Annotated in this window: 27 protein-coding genes; 20 read left to right on the forward strand and 7 right to left on the reverse strand. The window is 45.0% G+C overall.

What is annotated here, in order from left to right; genetic code table 11:
• Nucleotides 1-16 precede the first annotated feature (16 nt).
• A complete protein-coding gene (locus tag BP688_RS00720) occupies nucleotides 17-1438 on the forward strand; it encodes an ATP-binding protein (RefSeq protein WP_290597949.1) in 1422 nt (473 codons plus the stop codon).
• Entirely contained in the window at nucleotides 1413-2648 is a 1236-nt protein-coding gene (locus tag BP688_RS00725) for a VWA domain-containing protein (protein WP_290597950.1), read from the forward strand. Before BP688_RS00720 ends, BP688_RS00725 begins: the two co-directional genes overlap by 26 nt.
• Here the strand turns inward: BP688_RS00725 and BP688_RS00730 are convergent.
• Nucleotides 2645-3382, reverse strand: coding sequence for an ATPase domain-containing protein (locus BP688_RS00730; RefSeq protein ID WP_290597951.1), 738 nt, complete (start codon nucleotides 3380-3382; stop codon nucleotides 2645-2647). The genes BP688_RS00725 and BP688_RS00730 overlap by 4 nt on opposite strands.
• A 63-nt stretch (nucleotides 3383-3445) precedes the next feature.
• Between BP688_RS00730 and fbp the strand changes: the two genes are divergently transcribed.
• From fbp to BP688_RS00765, 7 genes are read left to right on the forward strand one after another with little or no spacing between them, the layout of a single operon-like run.
• Nucleotides 3446-4558 (forward strand): fructose-1,6-bisphosphate aldolase/phosphatase, encoded by a 1113-nt coding sequence (gene fbp, locus BP688_RS00735; protein WP_290597952.1) that lies wholly within the window; start codon nucleotides 3446-3448, stop codon nucleotides 4556-4558.
• Nucleotides 4558-5160 carry a hypothetical protein gene (locus BP688_RS00740; RefSeq protein ID WP_290623754.1) on the forward strand — a complete coding sequence of 201 codons (603 nt, stop codon included), beginning with the start codon at nucleotides 4558-4560 and terminating at the stop codon, nucleotides 5158-5160. The genes fbp and BP688_RS00740 overlap by 1 nt, the downstream gene beginning before the upstream one ends.
• On the forward strand, nucleotides 5161-7008 hold the full coding sequence (gene gatE / locus BP688_RS00745; RefSeq protein ID WP_290597954.1) for a Glu-tRNA(Gln) amidotransferase subunit GatE: 1848 nt from the start codon (nucleotides 5161-5163) through the stop codon (nucleotides 7006-7008).
• Between the two features lie 39 nt (nucleotides 7009-7047).
• The gene (locus BP688_RS00750; protein WP_290597955.1) at nucleotides 7048-8163 is read left to right on the forward strand and encodes an asparagine synthase family protein; all 1116 of its coding nucleotides are present in this window, start codon (nucleotides 7048-7050) and stop codon (nucleotides 8161-8163) included.
• The gene (locus BP688_RS00755) at nucleotides 8097-8585 is read left to right on the forward strand and encodes a YkgJ family cysteine cluster protein (RefSeq protein WP_290623756.1); all 489 of its coding nucleotides are present in this window, start codon (nucleotides 8097-8099) and stop codon (nucleotides 8583-8585) included. The genes BP688_RS00750 and BP688_RS00755 overlap by 67 nt, the downstream gene beginning before the upstream one ends.
• Nucleotides 8549-9475 carry a hypothetical protein gene (locus BP688_RS00760; RefSeq protein ID WP_290597957.1) on the forward strand — a complete coding sequence of 309 codons (927 nt, stop codon included), beginning with the start codon at nucleotides 8549-8551 and terminating at the stop codon, nucleotides 9473-9475. Before BP688_RS00755 ends, BP688_RS00760 begins: the two co-directional genes overlap by 37 nt.
• A gap of 1 nt (nucleotide 9476) precedes the next feature.
• Nucleotides 9477-10142 carry a flavodoxin family protein gene (locus BP688_RS00765; RefSeq protein ID WP_290597958.1) on the forward strand — a complete coding sequence of 222 codons (666 nt, stop codon included), beginning with the start codon at nucleotides 9477-9479 and terminating at the stop codon, nucleotides 10140-10142.
• On the opposite strand, the gene rtcA is transcribed toward BP688_RS00765, so the two are convergent.
• From rtcA to BP688_RS00780, 3 genes are all read right to left on the reverse strand, one after another.
• Complete coding sequence (rtcA, locus tag BP688_RS00770; RefSeq protein WP_290597959.1) at nucleotides 10139-11140, reverse strand: RNA 3'-terminal phosphate cyclase; 1002 nt, start codon at nucleotides 11138-11140, stop codon at nucleotides 10139-10141. The genes BP688_RS00765 and rtcA overlap by 4 nt on opposite strands.
• Nucleotides 11141-11171: 31 nt before the next feature.
• Complete coding sequence (locus tag BP688_RS00775) at nucleotides 11172-11777, reverse strand: TM7S3/TM198-like domain-containing protein (protein ID WP_290597960.1); 606 nt, start codon at nucleotides 11775-11777, stop codon at nucleotides 11172-11174.
• A gap of 74 nt (nucleotides 11778-11851) precedes the next feature.
• On the reverse strand, nucleotides 11852-12397 hold the full coding sequence (locus tag BP688_RS00780) for an endonuclease dU (protein ID WP_290597961.1): 546 nt from the start codon (nucleotides 12395-12397) through the stop codon (nucleotides 11852-11854).
• A gap of 33 nt (nucleotides 12398-12430) precedes the next feature.
• Between BP688_RS00780 and BP688_RS00785 the strand changes: the two genes are divergently transcribed.
• The 5 genes from BP688_RS00785 (at nucleotide 12431) to BP688_RS00805 (ending at nucleotide 14583) form a co-directional block, all read left to right on the forward strand.
• The gene (locus BP688_RS00785; protein ID WP_290597962.1) at nucleotides 12431-12934 is read left to right on the forward strand and encodes an HD family hydrolase; all 504 of its coding nucleotides are present in this window, start codon (nucleotides 12431-12433) and stop codon (nucleotides 12932-12934) included.
• Nucleotides 12931-13401, forward strand: a complete 471-nt coding sequence (locus BP688_RS00790; protein WP_290597963.1) for a Mut7-C RNAse domain-containing protein — start codon at nucleotides 12931-12933, stop codon at nucleotides 13399-13401. The genes BP688_RS00785 and BP688_RS00790 overlap by 4 nt, the downstream gene beginning before the upstream one ends.
• Nucleotides 13402-13510: 109 nt before the next feature.
• Nucleotides 13511-13756: an AbrB/MazE/SpoVT family DNA-binding domain-containing protein gene (locus BP688_RS00795; protein WP_290597964.1), complete on the forward strand. Its 246-nt coding sequence runs from the start codon at nucleotides 13511-13513 to the stop codon at nucleotides 13754-13756.
• The gene (locus BP688_RS00800; RefSeq protein ID WP_290623758.1) at nucleotides 13743-14159 is read left to right on the forward strand and encodes a type II toxin-antitoxin system VapC family toxin; all 417 of its coding nucleotides are present in this window, start codon (nucleotides 13743-13745) and stop codon (nucleotides 14157-14159) included. The genes BP688_RS00795 and BP688_RS00800 overlap by 14 nt, the downstream gene beginning before the upstream one ends.
• A gap of 256 nt (nucleotides 14160-14415) precedes the next feature.
• Complete coding sequence (locus tag BP688_RS00805; RefSeq protein ID WP_290597966.1) at nucleotides 14416-14583, forward strand: hypothetical protein; 168 nt, start codon at nucleotides 14416-14418, stop codon at nucleotides 14581-14583.
• On the opposite strand, the gene BP688_RS00810 is transcribed toward BP688_RS00805, so the two are convergent.
• A complete protein-coding gene (locus BP688_RS00810) occupies nucleotides 14584-14733 on the reverse strand; it encodes a 50S ribosomal protein L40e (protein ID WP_290597967.1) in 150 nt (49 codons plus the stop codon). It lies immediately after the preceding gene.
• Nucleotides 14734-14859: 126 nt separating this feature from the next.
• Here BP688_RS00810 and BP688_RS00815 point away from each other — a divergent pair, with 126 nt between their 5' ends.
• The 4 genes from BP688_RS00815 (at nucleotide 14860) to BP688_RS00830 (ending at nucleotide 18113) form a co-directional block, all read left to right on the forward strand.
• On the forward strand, nucleotides 14860-15510 hold the full coding sequence (locus BP688_RS00815; protein WP_290597968.1) for a helix-turn-helix domain-containing protein: 651 nt from the start codon (nucleotides 14860-14862) through the stop codon (nucleotides 15508-15510).
• Nucleotides 15511-15626: 116 nt separating this feature from the next.
• Nucleotides 15627-17129, forward strand: a complete 1503-nt coding sequence (locus BP688_RS00820; protein ID WP_290597969.1) for a DUF2193 domain-containing protein — start codon at nucleotides 15627-15629, stop codon at nucleotides 17127-17129.
• Nucleotides 17130-17164: 35 nt separating this feature from the next.
• Nucleotides 17165-17374, forward strand: a complete 210-nt coding sequence (locus BP688_RS00825) for a DUF2180 family protein (RefSeq protein WP_290597970.1) — start codon at nucleotides 17165-17167, stop codon at nucleotides 17372-17374.
• 4 nt (nucleotides 17375-17378) lie between these two features.
• On the forward strand, nucleotides 17379-18113 hold the full coding sequence (locus BP688_RS00830) for an MIP/aquaporin family protein (protein WP_290597971.1): 735 nt from the start codon (nucleotides 17379-17381) through the stop codon (nucleotides 18111-18113).
• 30 nt (nucleotides 18114-18143) lie between these two features.
• Here the strand turns inward: BP688_RS00830 and BP688_RS00835 are convergent, their stop codons facing one another.
• Both BP688_RS00835 and pheT read right to left on the reverse strand, forming a co-directional pair.
• A complete protein-coding gene (locus tag BP688_RS00835; protein WP_290597972.1) occupies nucleotides 18144-19289 on the reverse strand; it encodes a cofactor-independent phosphoglycerate mutase in 1146 nt (381 codons plus the stop codon).
• Nucleotides 19286-20929 (reverse strand): phenylalanine--tRNA ligase subunit beta, encoded by a 1644-nt coding sequence (pheT, locus tag BP688_RS00840; protein WP_290623760.1) that lies wholly within the window; start codon nucleotides 20927-20929, stop codon nucleotides 19286-19288. The genes BP688_RS00835 and pheT overlap by 4 nt, the downstream gene beginning before the upstream one ends.
• 333 nt (nucleotides 20930-21262) lie before the next feature.
• Here pheT and BP688_RS00845 point away from each other — a divergent pair, with 333 nt between their 5' ends.
• The gene (locus BP688_RS00845) at nucleotides 21263-22252 is read left to right on the forward strand and encodes an NAD(P)/FAD-dependent oxidoreductase (RefSeq protein WP_290597974.1); all 990 of its coding nucleotides are present in this window, start codon (nucleotides 21263-21265) and stop codon (nucleotides 22250-22252) included.
• 106 nt (nucleotides 22253-22358) lie between these two features.
• A complete protein-coding gene (gene hgcC, locus BP688_RS00850; RefSeq protein ID WP_290623763.1) occupies nucleotides 22359-22598 on the forward strand; it encodes an HgcAB-associated protein HgcC in 240 nt (79 codons plus the stop codon).
• Nucleotides 22599-22621: the final 23 nt, after the last annotated feature.

Genomic DNA, 22621 nt, shown 5'->3' on the forward strand with positions numbered 1-22621 from the left:
ATGCCATTCTTTAACGATGGAGTATATATTCGAAGAAGTTAAGATTACGGAAAGAAATTCTCCAAAATTCATACTGGAAGGAGAGGAAATTGACATTTGGAGCGAGGAATATATAAATTACCACTCAAAGAGCGTATCGGAGTATATCCGGGACAAGCTAATTGAGTTTGAGAAGAAAGGTATAGACCCATTTGCAGAAATCGTTGGGAAAGAGATCGAAAAAGATATGGTTAAGACTGCTCTGATGAGCGGTTCAAATATACTGTTTAAGGGAAAGAAGGGATATGGAAAAACGACCTTTTCCAAGACCATCTCCAAGCTTCTACCAGAAAAAATACTGGCGATTAAAGGTTGCAGAATCCATGACGATCCCACACAGCCCACCTGCTTTTCATGTAAGAAAAAGCTGCTGGAGGAAGAGGAGGTTGAACTCACCTTCATACCCAAAAAGTGGATAAGAGTGGCAGGAGACCCGATGATGACAACAAGACAACTAATAGGTGGAATCAGTCTGCAGAAGATAAAGGAAGGCTACGATTTGGATCATCCAGAAGTTTTCACTCCCGGAAGGGTGCTTAAGGCACATCGGGGTATTGCCTATTTCGACGAACTTGGCTCCATCCCATCATCTCTGCAGACATTACTTCATGAACTGCTGGAGGAGAAGCAGATTACAACACCAGAAGGTGACATAATCCCAATGAAGATAGATACCCTTGTCATAGCTTCAACCAATCCGGCAAACTACAGGGGAGTGTCTGACATCAAGGAGCCGCTGCTCGACAGAATGGAGCAGATTGATATAGGCCCACCAGAGACGCTTGAAGAGGAAATAGCGATTGGACTTAAAAATATGGCTATAAGGAAAGATATCATTCCGGAATGGCATCTCAAGATTCTCGCTGGTGCTGTAAGATGCATGAGAAGCAGAAATTGTAGGTATTCGGCAAGGATAGAGGTTGAACCAAGCTGCAGGGCTACAATCAAAGCCTTTGACCATGTAGCCGCATCGGCTCTGAGAAATGGAAGAGAAGCTGTAATGTTCGCAGATTACGGCAAAGATTACTCTAATGTAAAGCTGGCTTTAAAGAGCAGATTTGAAGTTGACTACGAGGATGAAGTTAGCAAGGACGACGTGATTGTCGGAGTTGTCAATGATTCGATTGACACGATTTGCGGAGAAATTTACTCCGAAATTCCAAGAAACATCTTTGGCGGTTTGATGGAGGAACTTTCCGAGATGGGGGAGATTGACGTCTATGCTGAGAACGGGCTTAAGAGTTACAGAAACCTCTGGACTTTCCTGTCATCAATCTGCAGAAAAAGCAGCGAAGTGAATTCGGCATTCGAAATAACCCTTGAAGCGATTGCGAGATGCACGGGTTTGGTTGAGAGAGTGTCGGATGGTGTTTATGTCTACACTGCCTACGACAGATAAACCTGAATGCGGACTCTGCGAGAGAGTGGAGAGTGGAATAGAGAAGATAGCTGACGACTTGCTCTACTCCCTATTCAACCCATACAACAGAGATCAGGGCGAGTTTGATGTTACTGAATTGATAAAAAAGCACATAAGCGAGGAGATGGTTAAAGACTTCGAGATGCTCTCTTCAACCTTCAAAGAGTTTACAAAGACCTTTGGATACATAAGCAACTACTGGATGGACAAAATTGCCGATCTTAAGGAGGCAAAGCAGAAGGCTTGGGAAGAGCTTAAAGAGATGCTTAGACAGGAAATGCTCAGCAGGGAGCAGTTGAGCATGAGTCAAATTGTTGATAACTTCTTCGATGAAGTCATTGAGGAATTGCAAGACCTCGGATACATCGAGAAGGTCGAGACCAGATTTCACAGGAAAATAGTAAGTTACACCGCAAAGGCGGAGAAGGTGCTTGGAGAAAAAGTATTGTCCTTAAGTCTTCAGAATCTTGAAAAGAAGCATTATGGCGAACATGAGACTGAAAAAATTGGTGTTTCAATTTTCTCCAGCGAAAGACTTGTGGAGTTTGACCCCTATCTGCACACTTTTGACAACCTCGACATTCCTGAGAGTTTGCTTAAGTCGGCAATAAGGGGTGAGATCGAATTTGAGGAGAGAGAGATGGTCGCAAGACAGCCGAAGCACTCTGAAAAGTGTGTTTACGTCATGCTGATTGACGTTAGCGACTCCATGAGGGGCAGGAAGATAGTTGGGGCGATTGAGGCTGCAATGTGTCTGAAAAGGGCGATTAAGAGGGGGGGTAGCAATGACGAGTTGAGGGTTGTTGCCTTCAACCATAGGGTCAGGGAAATAAAGGAGGGGGATATCCTCAACCTCGAACCGAGGGGCAGAACAGACATTGGTTTGGCTTTGAAAAAGGCAAGGGATATCCTGAGAGAGAGCTCAGGAACGGGGATCATTTTTCTTATTTCCGACGGTGAACCAACTTCAAGTTTTAACCCCTACTTAACCCCATGGAGGTGTGCCCTCAAGGAAGCTGAAAAACTCAGAAATGTGGACGCAAGGCTGCAGGTAATTATGTTCGGAAAGGAAGGGAGATTTCTTGAGCTTTGCAAGAACATAGCTAAGCTTAGTGGAAAGGCTAACCTATTTCACTTTTCCGACCCGTTAAACCTCAAAAAATTTGTTATCAAGAGATTTGCGCGCTAAGCAAACACTTCTTCCTTTGAATAGACGACTATCCCCTTGTCGGTAATTTCGAAGGGATGAATCTTGCTGCTGTGATTCGTTCCCCTCATCTTGAAAATCTCGATGCTTCTCACTCTCGTGTTTTCAATTCTCGTGTAGTAAAGGACTACTGTGCCTTCCACAACGAAATTTTCAACACCAAAGCGACTTATCTTATCTCCCCCTCCCTCGACAACCTCGCAGGTAAGGATAGATGTCAACCCAAGAATTTCCATGGTTGTTGCGATTTTGAGGAGTTCTACCCTGAACTTTGCCGGGTCTCCAATAGTGAACCCAATCGAAGTTGTTGAGTCAACAACAGCTCTCCTAGCACCGATTTCATCCTGAATCGTTATTATCTGATCGAGTAGTGACCTCGTGTCAAAGGGTCTAACATCAATATACCTTTCATCCGATGGCAATCCAATTTTTGTTGAAGTTGCGTCTACTATTGCAAGCATGTTTTCATCTTCATACTTTTCTAAATCCCAGCCAAAGGTGAGGAAATGCTCCCTGAGATGCTGGGGTCTTTCTTCAGTAGCAACAAAGACGCCCGGTTCGCTAAAATTCTCTATGCCGTTAACGAGGAACTGCATGGCGAAAATAGTTTTACCAGAACCCGACGGGCCGGATACGAGATAACTTCTATCCCTGAGAAGACCCCCTTCACACAATTCATCAAAACCCGGTATCCCAGTGGGTGCACGCTCCAGCATGGTTATCACGTCTTTGTTTGATAAACCTTAAAGTTTAAATTGTTTACGCATCATCATTGTGTCATGAGAAAAGTAACAGTTTCTCTGATAAAGGCTGATGTCGGCAGTGTTGCTGGGCACACAACTGTGCCCGATGAGCTGAAGAAGGTTGCAGAGAAGAGTCTTCAGGATGCTGTTGATAGTGGGTTAATTGTTGATTTCAGAGTCTTTAATGCAGGAGATGATCTTGAGCTGCTGATGACCCACACAAAAGGTGTTGATAATGAAGAAATCCACAGACTTGCCTGGGAAACGTTCGAAAAAGCTGCCGAAATTGCGAAGGAGATGAAACTGTATGGTGCCGGGCAAGATTTACTAAAGGATGCCTTCTCCGGGAACGTGAGAGGATTGGGGCCGGGTGTGGCAGAGATGGAATTCACTGAAAGAAAAGCTGAGCCGTTGATAGCATTCATGATGGACAAAACCGAGCCCGGAGCCTTTAACATGCCCATATTCAGAATCTTTGCCGACCCCTTCAACACAGCCGGACTTGTTATTGATCCTTCGATGCATTCTGGATTTGTATTCGAAATCTGGGACATAAAAGAAAGCAAGAGAGTGTTTATGAGAACTCCAGAAGAAATGTATGACATCCTCGCACTGATCGGAGGAAAGAGTAGGTTTGTTATAAAGAGAGTATATCCGAAGGAAGGTGGAAAAGTACCTGCCGATGAGCCTGTAGCAGTTGTGAGCACCGAAAAGCTGTATGAGGTTGCTGGCGAGTATGTCGGAAAAGATGACCCAGTAGCACTTGTGAGGGCTCAAAGCGGTCTGCCAGCAGTTGGAGAAGTTCTTGAAGCTTTTGCCTTTCCGCATCTCGTGAGCGGGTGGATGAGGGGTAGCCACAATGGGCCAATAATGCCAGTTCCCTTCAAGTATTCAAAGTGCACAAGATTTGATGGTCCACCAAGGTGCATTGCTGCGGGATTCCAGATTGCCAATGGAAAGCTCGTGGGGCCAGTGGACATGTTTGATGATCCAGCCTTTGATTACACAAGAAACAAGGCTCTTGAGGTTGCCGAATATATGCGCCGTCACGGACCATTTGAACCACACAGATTACCAAGTGAAGATATGGAATACACAACTCTGCCCAAAGTGCTTGAAAAGCTCAAGGGGAGATTTGAAGAAGTCTGATGAAACACATATTCTGGCACGGAATGGCTGAGGAAGAGAAAATAGAGTATCTCAGGAAATTCAGCGTAGCTGTCGTTGGAAGCAGGATGCTGATGGAGATTCTCTGGAGAAGTGGAGTTGGGTGTATCAGATACATATCCGATTACGTTTCTCCAGTTGATTCAAGGCTGGACTGCACAATAGACCCGCTTGAGGCGAATAACTACGATATCGTTCATCCTATGTCCAGCGATTCGTGTGTGATTTCCTACTTGTACCCTGAGAGTGAGGCTGAGTTGAAAAAACTGCTGAGAGGAATAGATGTCGTTGTTGCACACAAAAACATCGAATTCATGGCAGAGATGGCTGAAAAAATCGGTGCTCCCTTTATTCCCGATATAATCACCACTTTTTTACCCGACGGCATCAAATTTTGCGAGGTGGAGTATCCACATGTTAAAAGAGACCCGATCGCCTACGCATTGACTTGCAGCATTCAGGCGGGAGAGGTGATGAGGATATTCACCGGTTATCACCTGCCGACGATTGCTCCCGAAGCCTATGTTGTGGATGTGAGGAGCGAAAATTACCTGAGGAAAATAACGCTGAAGGTGAGACGATAAATGGTAGACTACGGAATGGTTGGACTGAAAGTTGGGATTGAAATCCACCAGCAGCTTGATACCAAACACAAGCTTTTCTGCTACTGCCCCACAACTCACAGAGAGGTTGAGGAGTCAAACTTCGAGTTTTTCCGGTATCTGAGGCTCAAGAAGAGCGAGATTGGTGAGGAGGACAGAGCGGCAAAAGAGGAGGTTGAAAGGAGCAGGAGGTTTATTTACAAGTATTACGATACAACCTGTCTCGTCGAGGCTGACGAAGAGCCGCCAAGAGAGCTTAATAAAGAAGCTTTGCAGATTGCCATTCAAGTCGCGAAAATGCTGAACATGGAGGTTGCGGATGAAGTTCATGTGATGAGGAAGATAGTTATTGACGGAAGCAATACCACTGGATTTCAAAGGACGGCTCTGGTGGCTTTAGATGGATTTTTGGAGGTTGAAGGTAAAAGAGTCAGAGTCGCTACCCTCTGTCTTGAGGAGGAGGCATGCAGAAAGGTGAGGGAGGGAGAGGGTTTTGCTGTTTATTCACTTGACAGGCTCGGCATTCCGCTTGTGGAGATAGGCACTGAGCCGGACATAGATTCGCCAGAGATGGCGAAGAAAGTTGCAGCAAAGCTCGGCATGATTCTGAGGTCCACAGGAAAAGTGAAAAGGGGATTGGGGACGATAAGGCAGGATGTGAACATCAGCATAAAGGACGGGGCAAGAGTTGAGATTAAGGGTGTGCAGGAACTGGACATTCTGGACAAGATTGTGGAATATGAGGTAATCAGACAGCTCAGACTTCTGGAAATCAGAGAAGAGCTTAAGAAGAGGGGAGCAGAGGTTACCGATGAGATATTCGACGTTACAGAGGTATTCAGAAACACGAAGTCGAAGATAATCAGGAACAAGACTGTTAATGCTATTCTGTTGAAGGGTTTTGCAGGACTTGTTGGAAAAGAAATTCAGCCGGGAAGGAGGCTTGGAACAGAATTTGCAGATATAGCCAAATCCTTCGGCCTTGGTGGGATATTTCACACCGATGAACTTCCAGCTTATGGTATAAGTGGTGAAGAGGTTGAGAGGCTGAGGGAGTTTGTCGGAGCTGGTGGAGAAGATGCTGTTGTGATGGCTGCTGGAGATGCCGTGAGGGTTGAAAGAGCGTTGAAGAGAATAATCGAAAGAGCAAAATTCTGTCTTGTTGGAGTTCCGGAGGAAACGAGGAAGGCTAATGAAGATGGAACCACCTCATATCTCCGTCCATTGCCCGGAGCTGCGAGAATGTATCCTGAAACTGATGTTCCTCCGGTTGTTATAACAGAAGAAATGCTGAAGGTAGAGATTCCAGAACTCATCGAGGAAAGGGCTAAGAGGTATGAGGAGCTGTTGCCTCGCGATTTGGCATGGGAGATGGCAAATTCACCCCACTTCAGGCTTTTTGAGGAGTATGTGGAGAAGTTGCAGCCAACAGTTGTGGCAAGGGTTCTTCACACAGCTCCAGCATATCTGAGAAAGGATGGTGTTGATATCGGCAGGCTGAGAGAGAAACATTTCAGGATGGTTCTTGACTTGATTGCTGATGGGAAGATGGCAAAGGAGGGGGCAGAGGAAGCGCTGAAAATTCTGGCTGAAAATCCGTCAGCAAGTGGAGAAGAGGTGCTGAAAAAGCTGGGCAGTGCTGAGGATGTTGATGAGTTCATCAGGAAACTGGTGGAAGAGAGGGCAGACTTTGTCAGGGAGAGGGGAGAGGGTGCGTTCAAGCCTCTGATGGGCCTTGTTATGAAAGAGTTCAGGGGCAAGGTTGACGGAAAGGTTGTTGCGGAGAAGTTGAGGAAGGCGATTGAAGAGAAAATCTCAGGTATATCGTGAAATCCCAAAATTTAATAGAAGCGAAACAAAATCATATTTGTGGCGATATACGCATTCCCGGAATTTGAGAAGGAGGGAGAAAGGGCGAGCAGGATATACGCGAGTGCAAGATATCCTTCAAAGCAGGAAGGCAATATTTTTTTTGATTCTGATGAGGTGCCAAACTTAAAATACGCTGACGAGATGCCATTAAAGCTTAAATCTCTATATTCCATCGTCGCTTTCCGTCCGTCTCATATCTTCCTTTCCCGTGATGTGCTGGGCGGTAAGCCGCTCTACTACGGCAGCGATATGAGCGTATCCTCCTTCAAATCATACATAGATGGAGACGTTTACGAAGTGATGCCGGGTGAAGTTGTTAAGCTGGATTACACTGGCGAAGTTCTGGAAAGGAAAAAATACACCTTTGAGGACGTATTCAGAGTTGAATATGCAGATGTTGATGAAATGACAGAAGAAATTGAGAAATCCCTTGGCAGCTCAAGGGTCAGGATTGGGTGCATCGCCTTCTCCGGTGGGGTCGATTCGTCGTTGCTCGCAGCCCTCTACGATTTACCTCTTGTTTCGGTCACCGCAAGCAGCAGAGAGGAGGAATGGCTGAGAGAAGCGGCAAAAATGCTCGGCAGAGAGGTCGAAATTTTAAGGGTCGGCGAGGAGGAGGTCAGATATGCGGTTGATGTTGTGAGGAAAACCGTAGAAAGCAGTGACTTCCTCCAGATTTCGATTGCAGTCCCGATTTATCTCACAATGCGTTTCGCAAAATCGCTTGGATTTACAGAAATAGTCTTCGGGCAGGGTGCAGACGAGCTTTTCGGAGGGTATAAGAGATACGAAGGTATGGACAAGTATGAACTTGAAGATGCTCTGATTACTGACCTGAAGAATATTGGAGACGCGAACCTTGTAAGAGACAATAAATTGGCTTACAGGAACGAAATAAAGCTCGTAACCCCTTATCTCAGATGGGAGGTTATCGGTGCGGCCATCAAAATTCCTCCAGAGTATAAGATAAAGAGAGAGAATGGAAAGATAGTAAGGAAATACGTTCTGAGGAAAATTGCCGAGAAATATCTTCCGGGTGAGATTGCATGGAGAGAGAAGAGGGCAATTCAGTACTCGACAGGGATTTCAAAGATTCTGAAGAAGTATATGTGAAATGTTTGAAGAACGGAAGTTACTGCGGAAAATGCTGCATAGAGACTGAAATGCCGCTCACTGAGGAAGATTTAAGCAGAATCGAGAGTTTGGGTTTTTCAAGAGAGGAATTTTCTGTCAGCGACGGAGATATCCTTAGGTTGAGAAATGTGAAGGGTAAATGCTACTTTCTTGATGAGAGAAACGCGTGCAGAATATACGAACATCACCCCGAAGGGTGCAGGCTCTATCCAGCGGTATTTGATGGAGAGGACGTGGTGGTGGACAGGTTATGCCCTGTGTGGGAAGATGTTAAAGTAAGTGAGGTTGCGAAGAGGAGATTGCTCTCCCTTATAAAAAGGGTTCACGGAGACAAGATTAATAATCCACAACACCACAGAATGGCATGTTCTTCACGGATTGGGAAGGGCCATGGATACTGACGGACTTTGCCCTCGAACTTTCAATGGCTGTTTTCAACAATGAGCGTTTTTTCAGAAATCTGAGTCTTTACGATGACTATTTAGCCTACGAAGTTAAGAGAGAAGGTTACGAGGCGGGCTACACTTTAAAACTGCTCGCACCCTTCCTTCTTGCCGCAGAAGTTACAGATGAGAAGATGAGAAAAATAGCAGAACTCACAGCAAGATTTGTGCCAGATGCGAAGAAGGCAATGATGAAACTTCAGAAAAATTGGACACCTATCGTTATATCAACGAGCTACTTGCAGTATCTGGAAGAGACAGCCTCCATGATCGGAATAGAGGGTCACCTTCACGGAACTGAGGTAGATTTCGAGTCCATCAGGCTATCCGAGTCAACAAAGAGAAATCTTCTCGCTCTGATAGACGAGATTGCGAGTTTAAGAGGTGAGAGATTATATCGGAAGCTCGATGAAGTTTTTGCGATGAAAGATGTTGCAGAGGTGCTGGAATCTGTTAAAGCTATTGGGGCTGGAGAGAAAGCTGAGATCGTAAGAGCGTATTGTGAGTCCCGAAATGTGGAGTTTCCGGTTGTGGTTGGTGACAGCATCTCTGACTACAAGATGTTTGATGTTGCCAGAGACCTCGGAGGAGTTGCTGTTGCCTTCAATGGAAATGAGTATGCTCTGAAACACGCTGATGTTGCCATAGTTAGCTCCACGGCGATGAGTGAGGCTGCTGTTATCGAGCTTTTTCTTACAGAAGGTGATAGAGCATATTCAAAGCTAAGTAACTTAGACCTACCTGAAACCGAAATATATATCATTGTGGATTCCGATTTCAAGACTGTCCTTGAAAAGTCGAAGAGAATGAGGGTTAAACTCAGGGGCTTGGCAGGAGAGTTGGGGTGATATGTTGAAGGCTTTGGGAATTCTCGGCTCACCGAGAAAATATGGTAATGCCTCAAAAATGCTCGATGCAGCTCTGGGAGAGCTTGAGAACAAAGGATTCGAGGTGGAGAAGGTATATCTGCAGTCAAAAAAGATAAACTACTGCATAGGCTGTGGCACCTGTCTTGCAAAGGGGAAATGTGTGCAGAGAGATGACATGGACGAGCTGAAGACTATGATTGAGGAGTGCGATGCGGTTATTCTTGCCTCACCGGTCTACTATCTCAACGTTACAGCGCAGATGAAGACCTTTATAGACCGAATGCTCCCCTACGGACACAGACCAACACTTCAGGGAAAGTATGGTGGAAGTATAGTAGTTTACGCAGGAGTGGGTAAGCCAGAAGAGGTTGCAGAATATCTTAACAGGGTTCTGAAGGCGTGGGGAGTTGTTCCCGTAGGCTATGCCATTGGATTTGGTGTGATTCCGGGTGACGTTGGTGACGAATATATCAGCAAGGCACAAGAGCTTGGAAATAAAATAGCCAATGCCTTCGAGAAGAAACTGAAAGCTGAAGTGACAGAAGAAGACATAGAACTTCAGAAACAGCTTTTGACCCTCATCAAAAACTATGGAGACCTGATGAAAGCTGACTACGAGTTTTGGAAGGAGAAGGGAGTGCTTTAAGCTCTCCCTCTAATTTTTATAACTCTGTTTTTCTCGTCAATATCCACGACTTCGCCAAGGAATTTCTCTATGACATAGGCATTGCTCTTCTGATGCAGCGTAATTTTGCTGGTCGTATACTCAGTCAATCTTCTGGCTACAGCGGCAAAGGGCATGATCTGGTCTGCAAGATGAGAATCAAAGGCCGAAGAGTTGGAGAACTCGACATAGAAGTTCTCTGCAGCCTCTCTACCAACCAACTCTGCTCTTTTCCCCTTCTCTCCAAGAGCACTGCCACCCTTATAGCCACTCCAGATCGTTATACCGCTGCCCGTCGAGAACCCTCTGAGAGTCTGAACCTCTAATTTCGCATCAATTCCCTTTTCGAGTAGGAACTCTCTTGCCGCCTTTGCCTGCCTCTCAGCAACATGCTCTGGCAAATTCTGGCAGTGGCTTATCCCCTCAACTCCCTCCTCAATCCTCTCAAATTTCTTACCTCTGAGCTCACAGGGTGAAACCTTCAACTCCACCCTACCACCACCCTTAGGATAGTAGCCTCTCTCCAGAACTTCAAGCTGATATTCGAGTCCCATGTCCCTCAGCGCCTTAAGGGTCACATTTCTGAAATAGTCAATCGGCGGAGACCAAGCCACATCAGTCCCTCCTGTAACACGCACAACACTCTCTCTTTCTGCAAAAAGAAGTGGGAGGAGTATAGTCTGGAAAATGAGGGTAATACTTCCAGCAGTTCCGATGTTTATGTTCAGTTCCCCTCCCCTCACCCTTCCGGGTTTGAAAACAACCTCTGTTGAGCCAATCCTCAGCCCTTCGACTTCAGCATTGCTTATTAACTTTGCAGCCTCAATTCCCCTCAGATGCTGAGCCGCTAATCCGGGTTTCGGTCTATTAGCTCTGATGCTCCTAATCCTGACCTCTTCTCCCGTTACACACGATAGAGCAATCGCAGTTCTAAGTATCTGTCCCCCTCCTTCCCCAAAACTGCCGTCTATCTCGATCACAGAAAAATATTTGTAAAAGGGCAAAAAAGACTTACTCTTCTTCCTCTTCCTTCTCCTCCTTATGTAGCACAAGTTGGGTTATTATCCCTGTCAGAACCAGCACAAACCACAGGAGGTCGAGGAATATGTTTCTGGTCATGATGTCAAAAGTGTCCCTTAAGTCAGTGAGGATGTCGTAAATGTGCAGCCCGTTCACTGCCATGTGGGTAGCGAGCATTATGAAAGATGCCCCAAGAACCGCAGTGATGAGTACAGTCAGTGCTCTTTCGAGAAAGAGGTTTGTGAAGGCAAATAAACCTGCAAGAATGTAGGAGTAAATCGGATAGTCGGGTAGAAGATATAGACCAAAGAAGTAGCCAAAGGCAGCACCAGTAACAATAAGCCCAAGCTCGAAAACGAGGCCGAAAACCACAGCCCCTAAAATCGCTGAAATGAGCAGAACAAGGAAAGGATTCTCCTTGAAGTAGTCCATCACAATGTATATTCCCACAAGCAAACCAATGAGAAATCCTATCGCTGCCGAGTAAATACTGAAAATTCTGTATCCGGCGAAACATAGCACAAGTCCGATTATAACCATAGATGTCAGAACAGCCGCCTGACTCGTCAGAATCTCCGCAATCTCTATTGGCTGCATGATATCAGTAAGATAAATGACATATAAATTTTAGGTCTCAGCAAATATATATCTCTGCAAACAATCGTTCGAATTCACACTTTCCCTCTCGATTCACCGTGGATGATTGCAGAAGCCACGAGATGAGCAATTCTCACAGCCTCTGGCATGTTTCCCTTTATTGTCGCAGCTCCCAAGTAATTCTCGGCTTCTTCAAAGCTTGTCCCCGCAATCTGTATGTAAAGCGTTTTTGTCCTGTAAATCTCACCTGCTCTCTGGACTATACTCTTCCTCACATCTGCGTCACTCAAATTTTCGATGGCAGACATAAATTCTTCCATATCCGGCATTCGCCGCATGACAACTATGACTGGAATGGCAGTTTCATCGTAAACCTTCTGGATATCAACAACATTAAACCCTCCAAAGGTTAAACCGGGTAAAAAGATACAGCGGAGCTGATCCCTGAACTTTGATTTTTTGACCATTTTTACAACCTTCTCAGTAGCATTAAGTCCATCAACCTCTATCTCTTCATACATAAATCCTTCCACATATCCATCGCAGGTAACACAGCCGACTATACAGCATTTTCTCTCGTCAAAGCTGTCATCAATTCCAAGAAACCTCCACTTTTTCATAAAACTTATTGGCTGTAGGACTATTAATATGGTATGGAAGATATTGTCAGGTTTATCCACGAGGCTGGATCGCTCAAACTTGTTCCAAGGTCTGGATGGTTGAAGCTCGGAATAAAGTTGCCTGAGAGTGTCGCGGAGCACAGTTTCAGAACGGCGTTAATAGCTTTCATTCTTGCTTTGAAAAATGGTGAAGGCTTGGAGGTGGCATGTAAGGCTGCAACGGCAGCGCTCTTCCACGACCTGCACGAGTCGAGAACCATGGATTTGCACAAGATAGCACAGAGATACGTGATTGCCAACGAGAAGAAAGCCAAAGAAGACCAGCTATCTTGGATGGAGTTCGAGCCGGACTTTTCTGAGGTTGAGGACTATGTAGACGATGCAGATAAGCTCGAACTTGCCTTCCAGGCTGTTGAGTATGCGGATCAGGCAACTTATGCCCTAAAACTCGCAGAGAAGGTTGAATTGAAAACAGAGATTGCAAAAGAGATATATCAAGCGCTGATGGTTAGAAAGAACCCGGTCTGGTGGAGATGAAGTTTCTTACGGACAGGATGCTCGGAAAATTAACCACATGGCTCAGAATCTCTGGCTACGACACTGTAAGCATAGCTGATCTGAATGTTGAAGGAGATGAGGATGAATTCATGCTGAAAAATCTCAAAGACAGAATTTTGCTAACGAAGGATAGAACCCTCTATCGAAAATGCGTCAAGCAGGGTAGGGATGTTTTTTTGATAGAATCAAACGATGTGGCGGGGCAGATGAGAGAGCTAACGAGGATAGGTGTAAAATTCAGACTCGTGATGGACAGATGTAGTGTGTGCAACTCGGAACTCCGCAAGCCGAGCAGAGATGAAGCCTTGGAGGTTATCCGCAGAGAAGGGCTATCCGAGGACATGCTTGATTTCGAGTTATGGTATTGCGAGAAATGCAGAAAACTTTACTGGATGGGCGGGCACTGGAAGAATATGAGCAGGTTTCTCAGAAAAGTTGAGGACTAAAAATTTAAGTTTCAATTCGCTGCATTGCGTAGATGTTCTCTTGCCTCTTTCAGCTGGCATAAAATACGAGTAGTAACAATTAAATAATTCCCACTTCAAATATCTAACCATGACATCCAATATGGAAATTATCAAAGAATTGGATAAACAGGGTAGATTGGTATTACCAAAAAATTGGAGAGAAAGGTATGCTAAAAAAGGAAAAGTCATTCTAAGAGTAGAAGAGGACGCTATCATCATAAAGCCGTACGAGCTGGCAGACCTTACAGAGTTTTTCGACAAAATTGAGGTAGATGTAAAATCGGATATATCAAACTGGAAATCTGTGAGGAGGGAATTACTTGAGATTCGTTGATGCGAGCGTTTTTGTTCACGCGTTCATAAAGCCAAAAAGAGAGCTGAAACCTCATGAAACAAAGATAAAAGAGTCTGCTAAAAAGATTGTGAAGAGGATCAGTGATGGTGAAAAGGTCGGCATAACAATCGTTCAAGTAGCCGAGATAGCAAACCTACTGGAGAGCTATTTACCACTAAGTGAGGCTATGAAAGTTGAGGAATTTCTTTTATTGGCTGGAAATGTAAAGGTATTTGACGTTACGAAAAAAGATTGTCTAAAAGCTTTGAAAGTCGCCAAGGAAAGGGAGGTTGGACTGAGCGATGCAATAGCATATGTAATAATGACAAACAATAGTGTAGGAGAGATATATTCGTTTGATGGGGATTTTGATAGACTCGGTGTGGAAAGAGTTACGAACTGACTTCTCCAACAATCTCCAAGCTTGGAGAGGTCTAAGGGAAATCAGGAATATACCAAAAAAAGATGAGATTACGAACTGGAAAAGAGTGTAGACAATTCAGGCTTCAAGTATTTGGAAAATTTCCTGCGTCGTGTAAATTTTAACAACATCTTGCTCTTTCAACCTCTTATCATTCGACCAGATTGCGCAGCTTCTCAGAGAGGACTTCGAGGATGCCGAAGAGGATATCAGAAACGGTAGCGTAAATGTTGTGGTTGTGCTGAGGAAAAGAGGTCTGCTTGAGAAGGTGGCTTTTGAGATTTTAAGAAGAGTTGAAAATGAGCTTAAAAGTGCTAACAGTAGGATTAAAGAGATATTTTCACGGGAAAGAGATACGATATCCAACTACCTGAACAATGAATTGAACAAATCTACAAAAAATTAGTTATCTGCCCTTCCTTTCCTTTGACTTCGGCCTCAATCCCTTATACCCACACTTCCTGCACACTTTTGCCTTCATCGGATTTCTTGCGTTGCATTTCATGCATATTTTGACGTTGAACAATCTTGCTTCAGCCTCTGGAAATCTTGCCATGCTTCAACCCAATTTATGCGTTATTTAAACCTTACCTGAAGTAAAAATTTTGAGTGTATATAATATACTGGTAAAATTATTATTTTTCTTGAAAAAGTATATTAAGATGCAGAGATAAAACACATTATGTATCTCCTCCGCGTTAGAGTCAATCAGTCACGCTGCTCTCTGGCAGCAGTTACGAGAAAAAAGTCGGTTAAAGCGGAAATAATATCCTATATTTTGCTCAACGACGAGGATGCCCTTTTTCTCGTCCGTACATCAGAGGGTGAAGACGTTACAGAGTATATTAAAGAAGTTGAAAGACATCCAAACACCAAGTTTATCCAAATCCTTGAAAAAACCCCTATTGGAGCGAGCTTTATAGCTGTGGTGAGCGACACTACGGGAATTAAGGCCTTCGAGAACTCATACTGCTTCATCAAACCCCCTATCCACATAGAGAATGGATGCAAAATCTACGAGATAATAGTTCCCAGCACAGCCTACCTTCCGCAGGCATATTCCAATTTGAATTCTGTCGGAGACTGGACCTTGCTGGAGATCAAAAATATTGGTAAGAAGAAACCCACTCTCACTGACGCGCAGAAGAGGGCGATAAAGGTTGCGTGGGAAATGGGATACTTTTCGGAGAAGAAAGAAGTTACGATTGGTGATATTGCCATGGCTCTTGGGGTTGCAAAAAGCACCGCACATAAACATCTCAAGTTGGCGGTAGCAAAGCTCGTTGAAAGATACATGAAAGAGAGGGAAATCGAAAATACCATCCCAATATGATAGTATAATTACAACCATCTGTCAGACATGTCCACCAATATTTCGACCCATATACTATTTTTAAACCCTTACATGTCCGCCAAAATTGTAATGGTTGGTTGTGACTAATTCAAGGTATGACAGAGGAAGTAGTAGAAAAAATGGTTAGAGAAGCTATGGCTGCCCAATGGGCAGACGTTAACGTAGTTAAGGAGAAGAGGGGCAAGGATTTTGTTATAGACGATGTAAAACCCTATGTAGATGCCGTAAATCAAATGAAAGCTGTAGGAAATCAAAGTAAAGCTGTGATACGACTCCATGTTGATTCAGTCAACGCGCATTATGAGATTCTGAGAAATCTCACAAAGACTGTAAGACCTGAAGACGACCCCTTTGTGGAGCACTATCAGACTCCAGCAATTATGGAAATTTTGTACGAGGAGGATGATGGCTTCAAGAAGAGTGTGGATAAGTTTATAGAGGGGATTGAGAGGGCAGAAGCCCTGATTGGTCTTGAAGTAGTTAGAAGATATGGCGGTTTCTATGGGCCTACATGTGTGGTTGACTTTGCCCTCATTCCGGGAAGCACAAGCAACATCGTCAACAGAATACTGCAGACAGTCGAGATACCCAAAGAACATGCGCAGGCAATTCTCGCGTCGAAATCTTGGGGAATGAACACATCCTACGGCTTCGGCGAGGTTTTTGCAAATGAAATTGAAAAGGGTGCGACGCTCAGCGATGCGATAAAGAAGGAGATTGAGATGATCAAGCTCGTGTATGACCAGCCGACCGAGGCACAGGCAAAGTTGATGGATGAGCATGGCCACCAGAGCTTTGATGTAAGAAAATACATGTCGGAATACAAGAACAGGATGAAGGCGGCAGTTAAGGAAGCCATGGACGATGGTGTGCATTACGGAAACATTGTTACAGTACCTGCCTACTGTGTTGGAGATGCAGCCCACCACATCGCTCAATCAACCTTCAACATGTGTAAAGACGACGTTGTGATGGCAGTGATAGAGGCAACAAGTGCAGTTATGGATACAACACTGAACGCAAATCTGGACAAATTTGAAAACGAATACCAGCCATTGAGCGTTGCAACCGGTTCTGGAGCTGTTGCTGTGGAGTACATCTTGGAGCTTGACGGATTCAACGCTCCGATGATTGTTGACCTGCTGACGAAGAGGTTCCACAACTATGTCCAGCTCTACCCAACGAGAGGTGGAGCAGCAGAGTTGCATAACCACGACTTCATGGACATGATTTACAGGGGATGGAAATACATTGACAAGGCGAGGAGAGACAGAAATGGACTCTCAGACAAGCTCGTGCCAAAGGTCGGAAAGTTTGAGGTTAATCTCGACCCAATACATGAAAACGAGGTGTTGATGAACCCGCAGCGCTATGCGTATCCAGGATGTGCAATAAGCGTCAGATTTTCGGCTCTGATGAGGCTTGCAGACTACCCGTGTCTGCTGACAAGCGAGCCCGTAACAGCAACAATGATGACGAACATAATCGCACTGCACAAGGAGAGGCCAGCTTCCCCAGCAAGGGTCTGTAAGGACTGCGCAACTGCAGCCCTTGTTGACTTCAGACACGCATACTGCCAGTGGAGAGAGGCAGTTTAATTTCCACTTTTTTAATTTTTTGAGAGGTGATTATTGTGAAGTGTTATATCTGCAAGGAGCAGGGAAAGGACACTGATGCTGTCGCCATTTGCATTGTCTGTGGTATGGGAGTTTGCATGGAACATCTTGTGAAGGAGGAAATTGAGGTTTGGAAGGGAGACTATCCGTTCCCCGCAAAGAAGCTCAAAAAGACTATACCAAGAATTCTCTGCGTGATCTGCCACGAGGCATACGAGAAAGGGTGAAAAAATGTCCCTTGCCAAGCGCTTTACAGCGGAAGTTGTTGGAACATTCATTCTTGTCTTCTTTGGCCCTGGTGCAGCAGTGATTACACTTATGATTGCAAATGGGGCAGAAAAACCTAACGAGTTTAACATCGGTATCGGTGCACTTGGTGGTCTTGGAGACTGGCTGGCAATCGGTCTCGCCTTTGCATTAGCTATTTCAGCCGTCATCTACTCTTTTGGAAGGCTCAGTGGCGCACACATAAATCCGGCAGTCACAATTGCCCTGTGGAGTATCGGCAAGTTTCCATCAAAGGATGTAGTACCGTATATAGTTGCTCAGCTGATCGGTGCAAGTTTGGGAAGCCTGCTGTTCCTTGCCTGCGTTGGTCCTGCTGCTGCAACAGTAGGAGGTTTGGGGGCTACAGCACCATTTCCGGGAATAAGTTATGGTCAGGCAATATTGGCTGAAGCGATAGGAACCTTCCTGCTGATGCTGGTCATAATGGGCGTTGCCGTTGATGAGCGCGCTCCTCCGGGGTTCGCGGGACTTGTGATAGGTCTGACAGTCGGAGGAATAATTATAACTATTGGCAACATAACAGGCTCTTCACTTAACCCGGCAAGAACTTTTGGACCATATTTGGGCGACTCGCTGATGGGGATAAACCTCTGGCAGTACTTCCCGATTTACATCATCGGTCCGATAGTTGGAGCAGTAGTTGCTGCATGGTTATACAGGTCTCTGGCTGAAGGATGAATTTTTTAATTTTTTCAAAGCCCCAAATAATTAATTTTTAGCTGTCAGAAGATTCATGAGTTCAAGTCCGTTGATTCTTCCAAATCTTCCTTTTGCACAGCTTCTCTCGCTGTAAACTTTAACGTCATCTTTTCTCACTCCATAGACGGCGAAAGGCACAGGTTCAGCGACGTGCGTTCTCACTTTTACCGGTGTAGGGTGGTCAGGAAGTAGGAGGATTTTCACTTCGTCGAGTTCGATTCTGTCGAGAATTTTGCCCACGATCTTCTCGTCATACATTTCTATGGCCTCAACTTTAAGCTCCGCATCCCCTTCGTGGCTGACCTCATCAATACCTTCCGTGTGAAGAAGAACGAGATCGTATTCCTTTAGAGCTTTAATGCATTCTCTAACCAATTTCCTATAGTTAGTATCAATGTATCCTGTAACACCTTCAACCTCAACAACGTCCATGCCCATACCCTTCGCTATACCTTCAAGCAGGTCAACTTCGGTGATCATTGCCGCCCTAATACCATACCTTCGCCTGAAGTCGGGGAACTGTGGCATCTTGCCTCCTCCCCATGGCCAGATCATGTTTGCCTTCTCTGTAACCCCCGGCACAACCTCTGCCGACCAGTCCATCAGCTTTCTCAAGATATCCGCCAACTCTCCATCCGAGGGCATGTAAGGCTCGATCTTTCTACCCTGTATGTCGTGGGGTGGGTAAGTTCTGACCTTGTCTTCAAACCGCTTGTTAAAAATAAGGAGATTTCTGTAGCTTTTTCCTGCATGGAACTCGACGAATTCGTGGGGTTTTTCCGTGTTAAGCACCTCTATAACCTTCCTCGCTTCCTCATCGCTAATCCTGCCAGCAGAGTAGTCCACCATCACGCCATCATCTACTCTCACGAGGTTGCAGCGAAAGACAATCTCTCCACTAACTCCTCTCGCTAAAGCCTCTATTGGCCCCCTGCCCGTGTAGTGCTTTCTAACATCAACACCGAGAATTGTCAGGTTTGCAACATCGCTCCCCGGCTCAAAACCATTTGGAACAGTCTTGGCAATGCCACACGCTCCTTCCCTCGCTATAAAGTCCATGTTTTCGGTTTCCGCAACCTCAAGAGGAGTTCTGTTTCCAAGCCTCTCAACCCTCCAATCAGCCATTCCGTCTGGAATTAAAATCAGATACTTCATAGCAGATAACCCGTGTCGAAAATTTCGCTGAGATCAACTTCAAACGCCACAACTGGCATCGTGAGTTCGAAGCTTTCGAGAACCTCAGGATGAATTTCTCCAAAAACTCCAACTCTTTTACCATCCACCACTATTTCTCCCCTTCTTCCATCAATGAATGCGTCGTCTTCAGGCTCTTCAACACTCCATGAGAGATCAAACTCTCTCATCACCGCCTGAACGTAACTCCTTATCTCGGAGAAATTAGCTTTTGAGTGTGTCACGCAAGCAGCCAGATGTAACCTGTTCTCTGAGTTCACGACGACATCTCCAACCTCAAAAACCTTCTGGGGCATCTCGTGGTGTTTGTTGTAGGACAGAAGCTCCAGAAGCTTTGGTAAGAGGTGGGTTCTTAGGATTGTGTGTTCTGTTGTTAAAGGGTGCATGACCGGAACGTAATCGTCCCATGCTCTGCCCTTTCTCCTCATCTTTCTGTACATCACATTCTCGTTGGTGAGTGTGAAGGTTATCACCTCAAGGAAGCCAAGGCCAGCCATTACCTCCTTCACCATACCCCTAACTTCATTCCACGGATGGGTTTGGCCAAAGGTCAGCGTCTTCGGTATTTCAGGCACTATATTATCATACCCATAACCGATTGCAACATCCTCAATTACATCCCATTCGTGCATTATGTCTGCCCTGTAGGGTGGAATTCCTACTCTGACCTTTGAGTCGAGAATATCACATGAAAAACGCATCCTCTCAAGGGCATCCTTTATCTCTTCGTGCGTGAGATCGAAGCCAAGAAGAGAGCTTACCTCCTCAACCTCTATTTCCATCGTTTTAGTATCAAGATTGGGTGTAAATTCGACATGATCAGGATACACAACCTCAACCCTCTCAATTCTTCCTCCTCTGTCCGCAAGCATGCAGGCAAGAATGGCAATTGCTCTATCAACATTCTCATCAAAGCCTGTGACGTCTATGAACAGATCAGTCGTTTTCTCAGTTACTCTTGTTTTCTCGGCGTTTATTATTGGAGGGAAAGAAATGACCTCATTCTTTGAATCAACAATCATCGGATATCTATCTTTTCCCTCCAGAATGAAGGAATAGGCTTTGCCCTTGGGATGCTCCTTCAAAATTTCTGCAACTGTCATCCCTCTGTCAAAGTCGAGAGGGACGAAGGAAAAGCTGGCATCCACAGCTTTATACCGGAGAGGGAAGTAAACCTTGCTCAGATCGTGTACTCCAATAGCCATCTTCCTTCTGTTTCTTCCTATCGTCCAGTGCAAGTCTTCCTGAACCTCCATGAGGCTTCTTATAACCTCATCACTCATCTCAATGCCCTTAACAACACACCCAACGATCCTTGGCCTTACAGCAAGCACACTTTCTTCAACCGTTATTTTCCATTCTCCTTTATCGGCAAAATAGGTTTTGATGCCTTTTTCAATCCCCAGAAATCCTCTCAAAGCTCTCGCAACCCCCTCAACACTATACAAATCAGGACGATTTGGGAAAAATTCGACGTCAATATGGTCGTCCTCAACCCTCTCGATATCGCATCCGAGCATCGGTAGACGGGAGAGAATCGTGTCTCGGTCAGCACCAACAAGTCTTTCCAGTTCATCCCAGTAAAGCGTGATTACTGGCATCCGAGAGAAGGCTAAGTTATGGGAATAAAATTTTTGCCATTCATTTGATCTCTCAAAAACTTCACAGGAATTATTCGTGAACCACCCCCTGATAAACTTCCGTCCTCAACGTGGTTGAATAATCGGGCGAAGCTTAAGCTGCATAATACGGCTGAGCGATTGTCGTTCGGGCATAAGTGGTGCAGAAACAACCTGCATTGTAAGAAGTAATGCATAGGCAAGCAGACACCTCTCGATCATGTATTTATCACGCTGTCATTATGAATTCTCTAAGGGAAAGCTTGCGGTGAGGCAGCACGAAAAAATTAATATATCTATTGAGTATCATTTAATGTGAAAATTTGTGTAATTGGTGGCAGTGTTGCAGGGCTGGAATGTGGCGTCAATCTTGCTGAAAGACATGATGTAGCAATTTACGAGGAACACAGGGAAATCGGTCTCCCATTGAAGTGTGCTGAAGGATGGATTAACTTCAGCGGTGTTGAGCCTTATGTTAAAGGTAGAAAGGTCAAAGAAGTTCATATGAACCTGCTTGGAGAAAATTTCCGTGTTGTTGACAACTTTGTTGCAAAGGGGGACGCCCTGCAAATCGTCAGCAGGCCGGAAATGGAACAGAAAATGGCTGAAATTGCCGAAAAGATGGGAGCAGAGATAATTACAGGTAAGAAGATGAAAATTAGAGATGCTGCAGAGCAGTTTGATTTAATAATAGATGCTTCGGGCTATCCCTCACAGTGGTGCAGAGAGTTTGGTGGTAAGAAGCCCTACGGCTTTGCCATTCAGGCCTTCGCCAGCAATGATTTTGATTCAGTTCATGTCTTTTTCAAAGAGAGATTTGACGGATACTTCTGGATTTTCCCGATGAAGTATGGGGGTTGCAAGGCCGGCGTCGGGTTCTTTTCCAAGAGCCCACATGTGAGAATGCGGGAGCTTCTCGGTAGGTTTATGGAATCTCAAGGAATGAGGGCTAAAGGGTTTACAGCATCACCGGTAGGTTGCTACCTCAACAAACCTTTGCTCAGGAAGTTCAAGGTTCCTGTTGCCCTTGTTGGCGACGCTGCGGGCCTTGTAGATAAGGGTGGGGGAGAAGGCATGTCGAAAGCTGTAATTTCTGCAAGAATCCTGAGTTCGTGCATCAACAATTCCCGTCTTTACGAGTATGAGAAACGATACTTTGACTTCATGAGTCTGCACTACATGGCTGCAAACTTCTTTGCTTTCTTGAGAAAAAACTGGAAGCTTCTAAAAACCTTCGGGAAGGTCGGGTTTTATGACGTGGCTGTCAAAGCTCTGAGGAACCATTATGGAAAAAAGCAGATTTAGAATTAAAACTATTTAATAAGCCTTTTCGCACTTATCCGGGCTGTACATTCGCTTGAGAGTATAACGTTCGGGGAAACTTTTAAAAACTTCGAAAATTCCTAAAATTATGAAAAGTTGTAAAGCTACGAAAATTGAGGCAATTCTGACCATTGACAGTAAGGGGCAGATTCTACTGCCAAAGGAGTTGAGGGAGAAGGCGAAGCTTAAGACGGGAGATAGGCTTGCTATCATAACAGGATGTGACGAAGATGGAGAGATATGCTGCTTCATCCTCGTAAAGGCGGAGATACTGGATAGGGAGGTGAGCAGAATAATATCACCGATGCTGAGAGAGGTGTTTTCTTGAAGGTCGTTGAAGGAGTTGAGGAG

The organism is Archaeoglobus sp. UBA230, from assembly GCA_002507545.1.
Taxonomy (GTDB): domain Archaea; phylum Halobacteriota; class Archaeoglobi; order Archaeoglobales; family Archaeoglobaceae; genus Archaeoglobus.

Excerpts from the sequence above, each read along its gene's own strand:
- BP688_RS00795 (WP_290597964.1), top strand. The coding sequence starts at position 13,511 with ATGACATCCAATATGGAAATTATCAAAGAATTGGATAAACAGGGTAGA.
- BP688_RS00815 (WP_290597968.1), top strand. The coding sequence starts at position 14,860 with ATGTATCTCCTCCGCGTTAGAGTCAATCAGTCACGCTGCTCTCTGGCA.
- BP688_RS00730 (WP_290597951.1), bottom strand. The coding sequence starts at position 3,382 with ATGCTGGAGCGTGCACCCACTGGGATACCGGGTTTTGATGAATTGTGT.
- BP688_RS00810 (WP_290597967.1), bottom strand. The coding sequence starts at position 14,733 with ATGGCAAGATTTCCAGAGGCTGAAGCAAGATTGTTCAACGTCAAAATA.
- BP688_RS00835 (WP_290597972.1), bottom strand. The coding sequence starts at position 19,289 with ATGAAGTATCTGATTTTAATTCCAGACGGAATGGCTGATTGGAGGGTT.
- BP688_RS00725 (WP_290597950.1), top strand. The coding sequence starts at position 1,413 with ATGTCTACACTGCCTACGACAGATAAACCTGAATGCGGACTCTGCGAG.
- fbp (WP_290597952.1), top strand. The coding sequence starts at position 3,446 with ATGAGAAAAGTAACAGTTTCTCTGATAAAGGCTGATGTCGGCAGTGTT.
- BP688_RS00765 (WP_290597958.1), top strand. The coding sequence starts at position 9,477 with ATGTTGAAGGCTTTGGGAATTCTCGGCTCACCGAGAAAATATGGTAAT.
- gatE (WP_290597954.1), top strand. The coding sequence starts at position 5,161 with ATGGTAGACTACGGAATGGTTGGACTGAAAGTTGGGATTGAAATCCAC.
- BP688_RS00755 (WP_290623756.1), top strand. The coding sequence starts at position 8,097 with ATGGAGAGAGAAGAGGGCAATTCAGTACTCGACAGGGATTTCAAAGAT.
- BP688_RS00780 (WP_290597961.1), bottom strand. The coding sequence starts at position 12,397 with ATGAAAAAGTGGAGGTTTCTTGGAATTGATGACAGCTTTGACGAGAGA.
- BP688_RS00775 (WP_290597960.1), bottom strand. The coding sequence starts at position 11,777 with ATGCAGCCAATAGAGATTGCGGAGATTCTGACGAGTCAGGCGGCTGTT.
- pheT (WP_290623760.1), bottom strand. The coding sequence starts at position 20,929 with ATGCCAGTAATCACGCTTTACTGGGATGAACTGGAAAGACTTGTTGGT.
- BP688_RS00720 (WP_290597949.1), top strand. The coding sequence starts at position 17 with ATGGAGTATATATTCGAAGAAGTTAAGATTACGGAAAGAAATTCTCCA.
- BP688_RS00740 (WP_290623754.1), top strand. The coding sequence starts at position 4,558 with ATGAAACACATATTCTGGCACGGAATGGCTGAGGAAGAGAAAATAGAG.
- BP688_RS00790 (WP_290597963.1), top strand. The coding sequence starts at position 12,931 with ATGAAGTTTCTTACGGACAGGATGCTCGGAAAATTAACCACATGGCTC.
- BP688_RS00760 (WP_290597957.1), top strand. The coding sequence starts at position 8,549 with ATGTTCTTCACGGATTGGGAAGGGCCATGGATACTGACGGACTTTGCC.
- hgcC (WP_290623763.1), top strand. The coding sequence starts at position 22,359 with ATGAAAAGTTGTAAAGCTACGAAAATTGAGGCAATTCTGACCATTGAC.
- BP688_RS00820 (WP_290597969.1), top strand. The coding sequence starts at position 15,627 with ATGACAGAGGAAGTAGTAGAAAAAATGGTTAGAGAAGCTATGGCTGCC.
- BP688_RS00785 (WP_290597962.1), top strand. The coding sequence starts at position 12,431 with ATGGAAGATATTGTCAGGTTTATCCACGAGGCTGGATCGCTCAAACTT.
- BP688_RS00830 (WP_290597971.1), top strand. The coding sequence starts at position 17,379 with ATGTCCCTTGCCAAGCGCTTTACAGCGGAAGTTGTTGGAACATTCATT.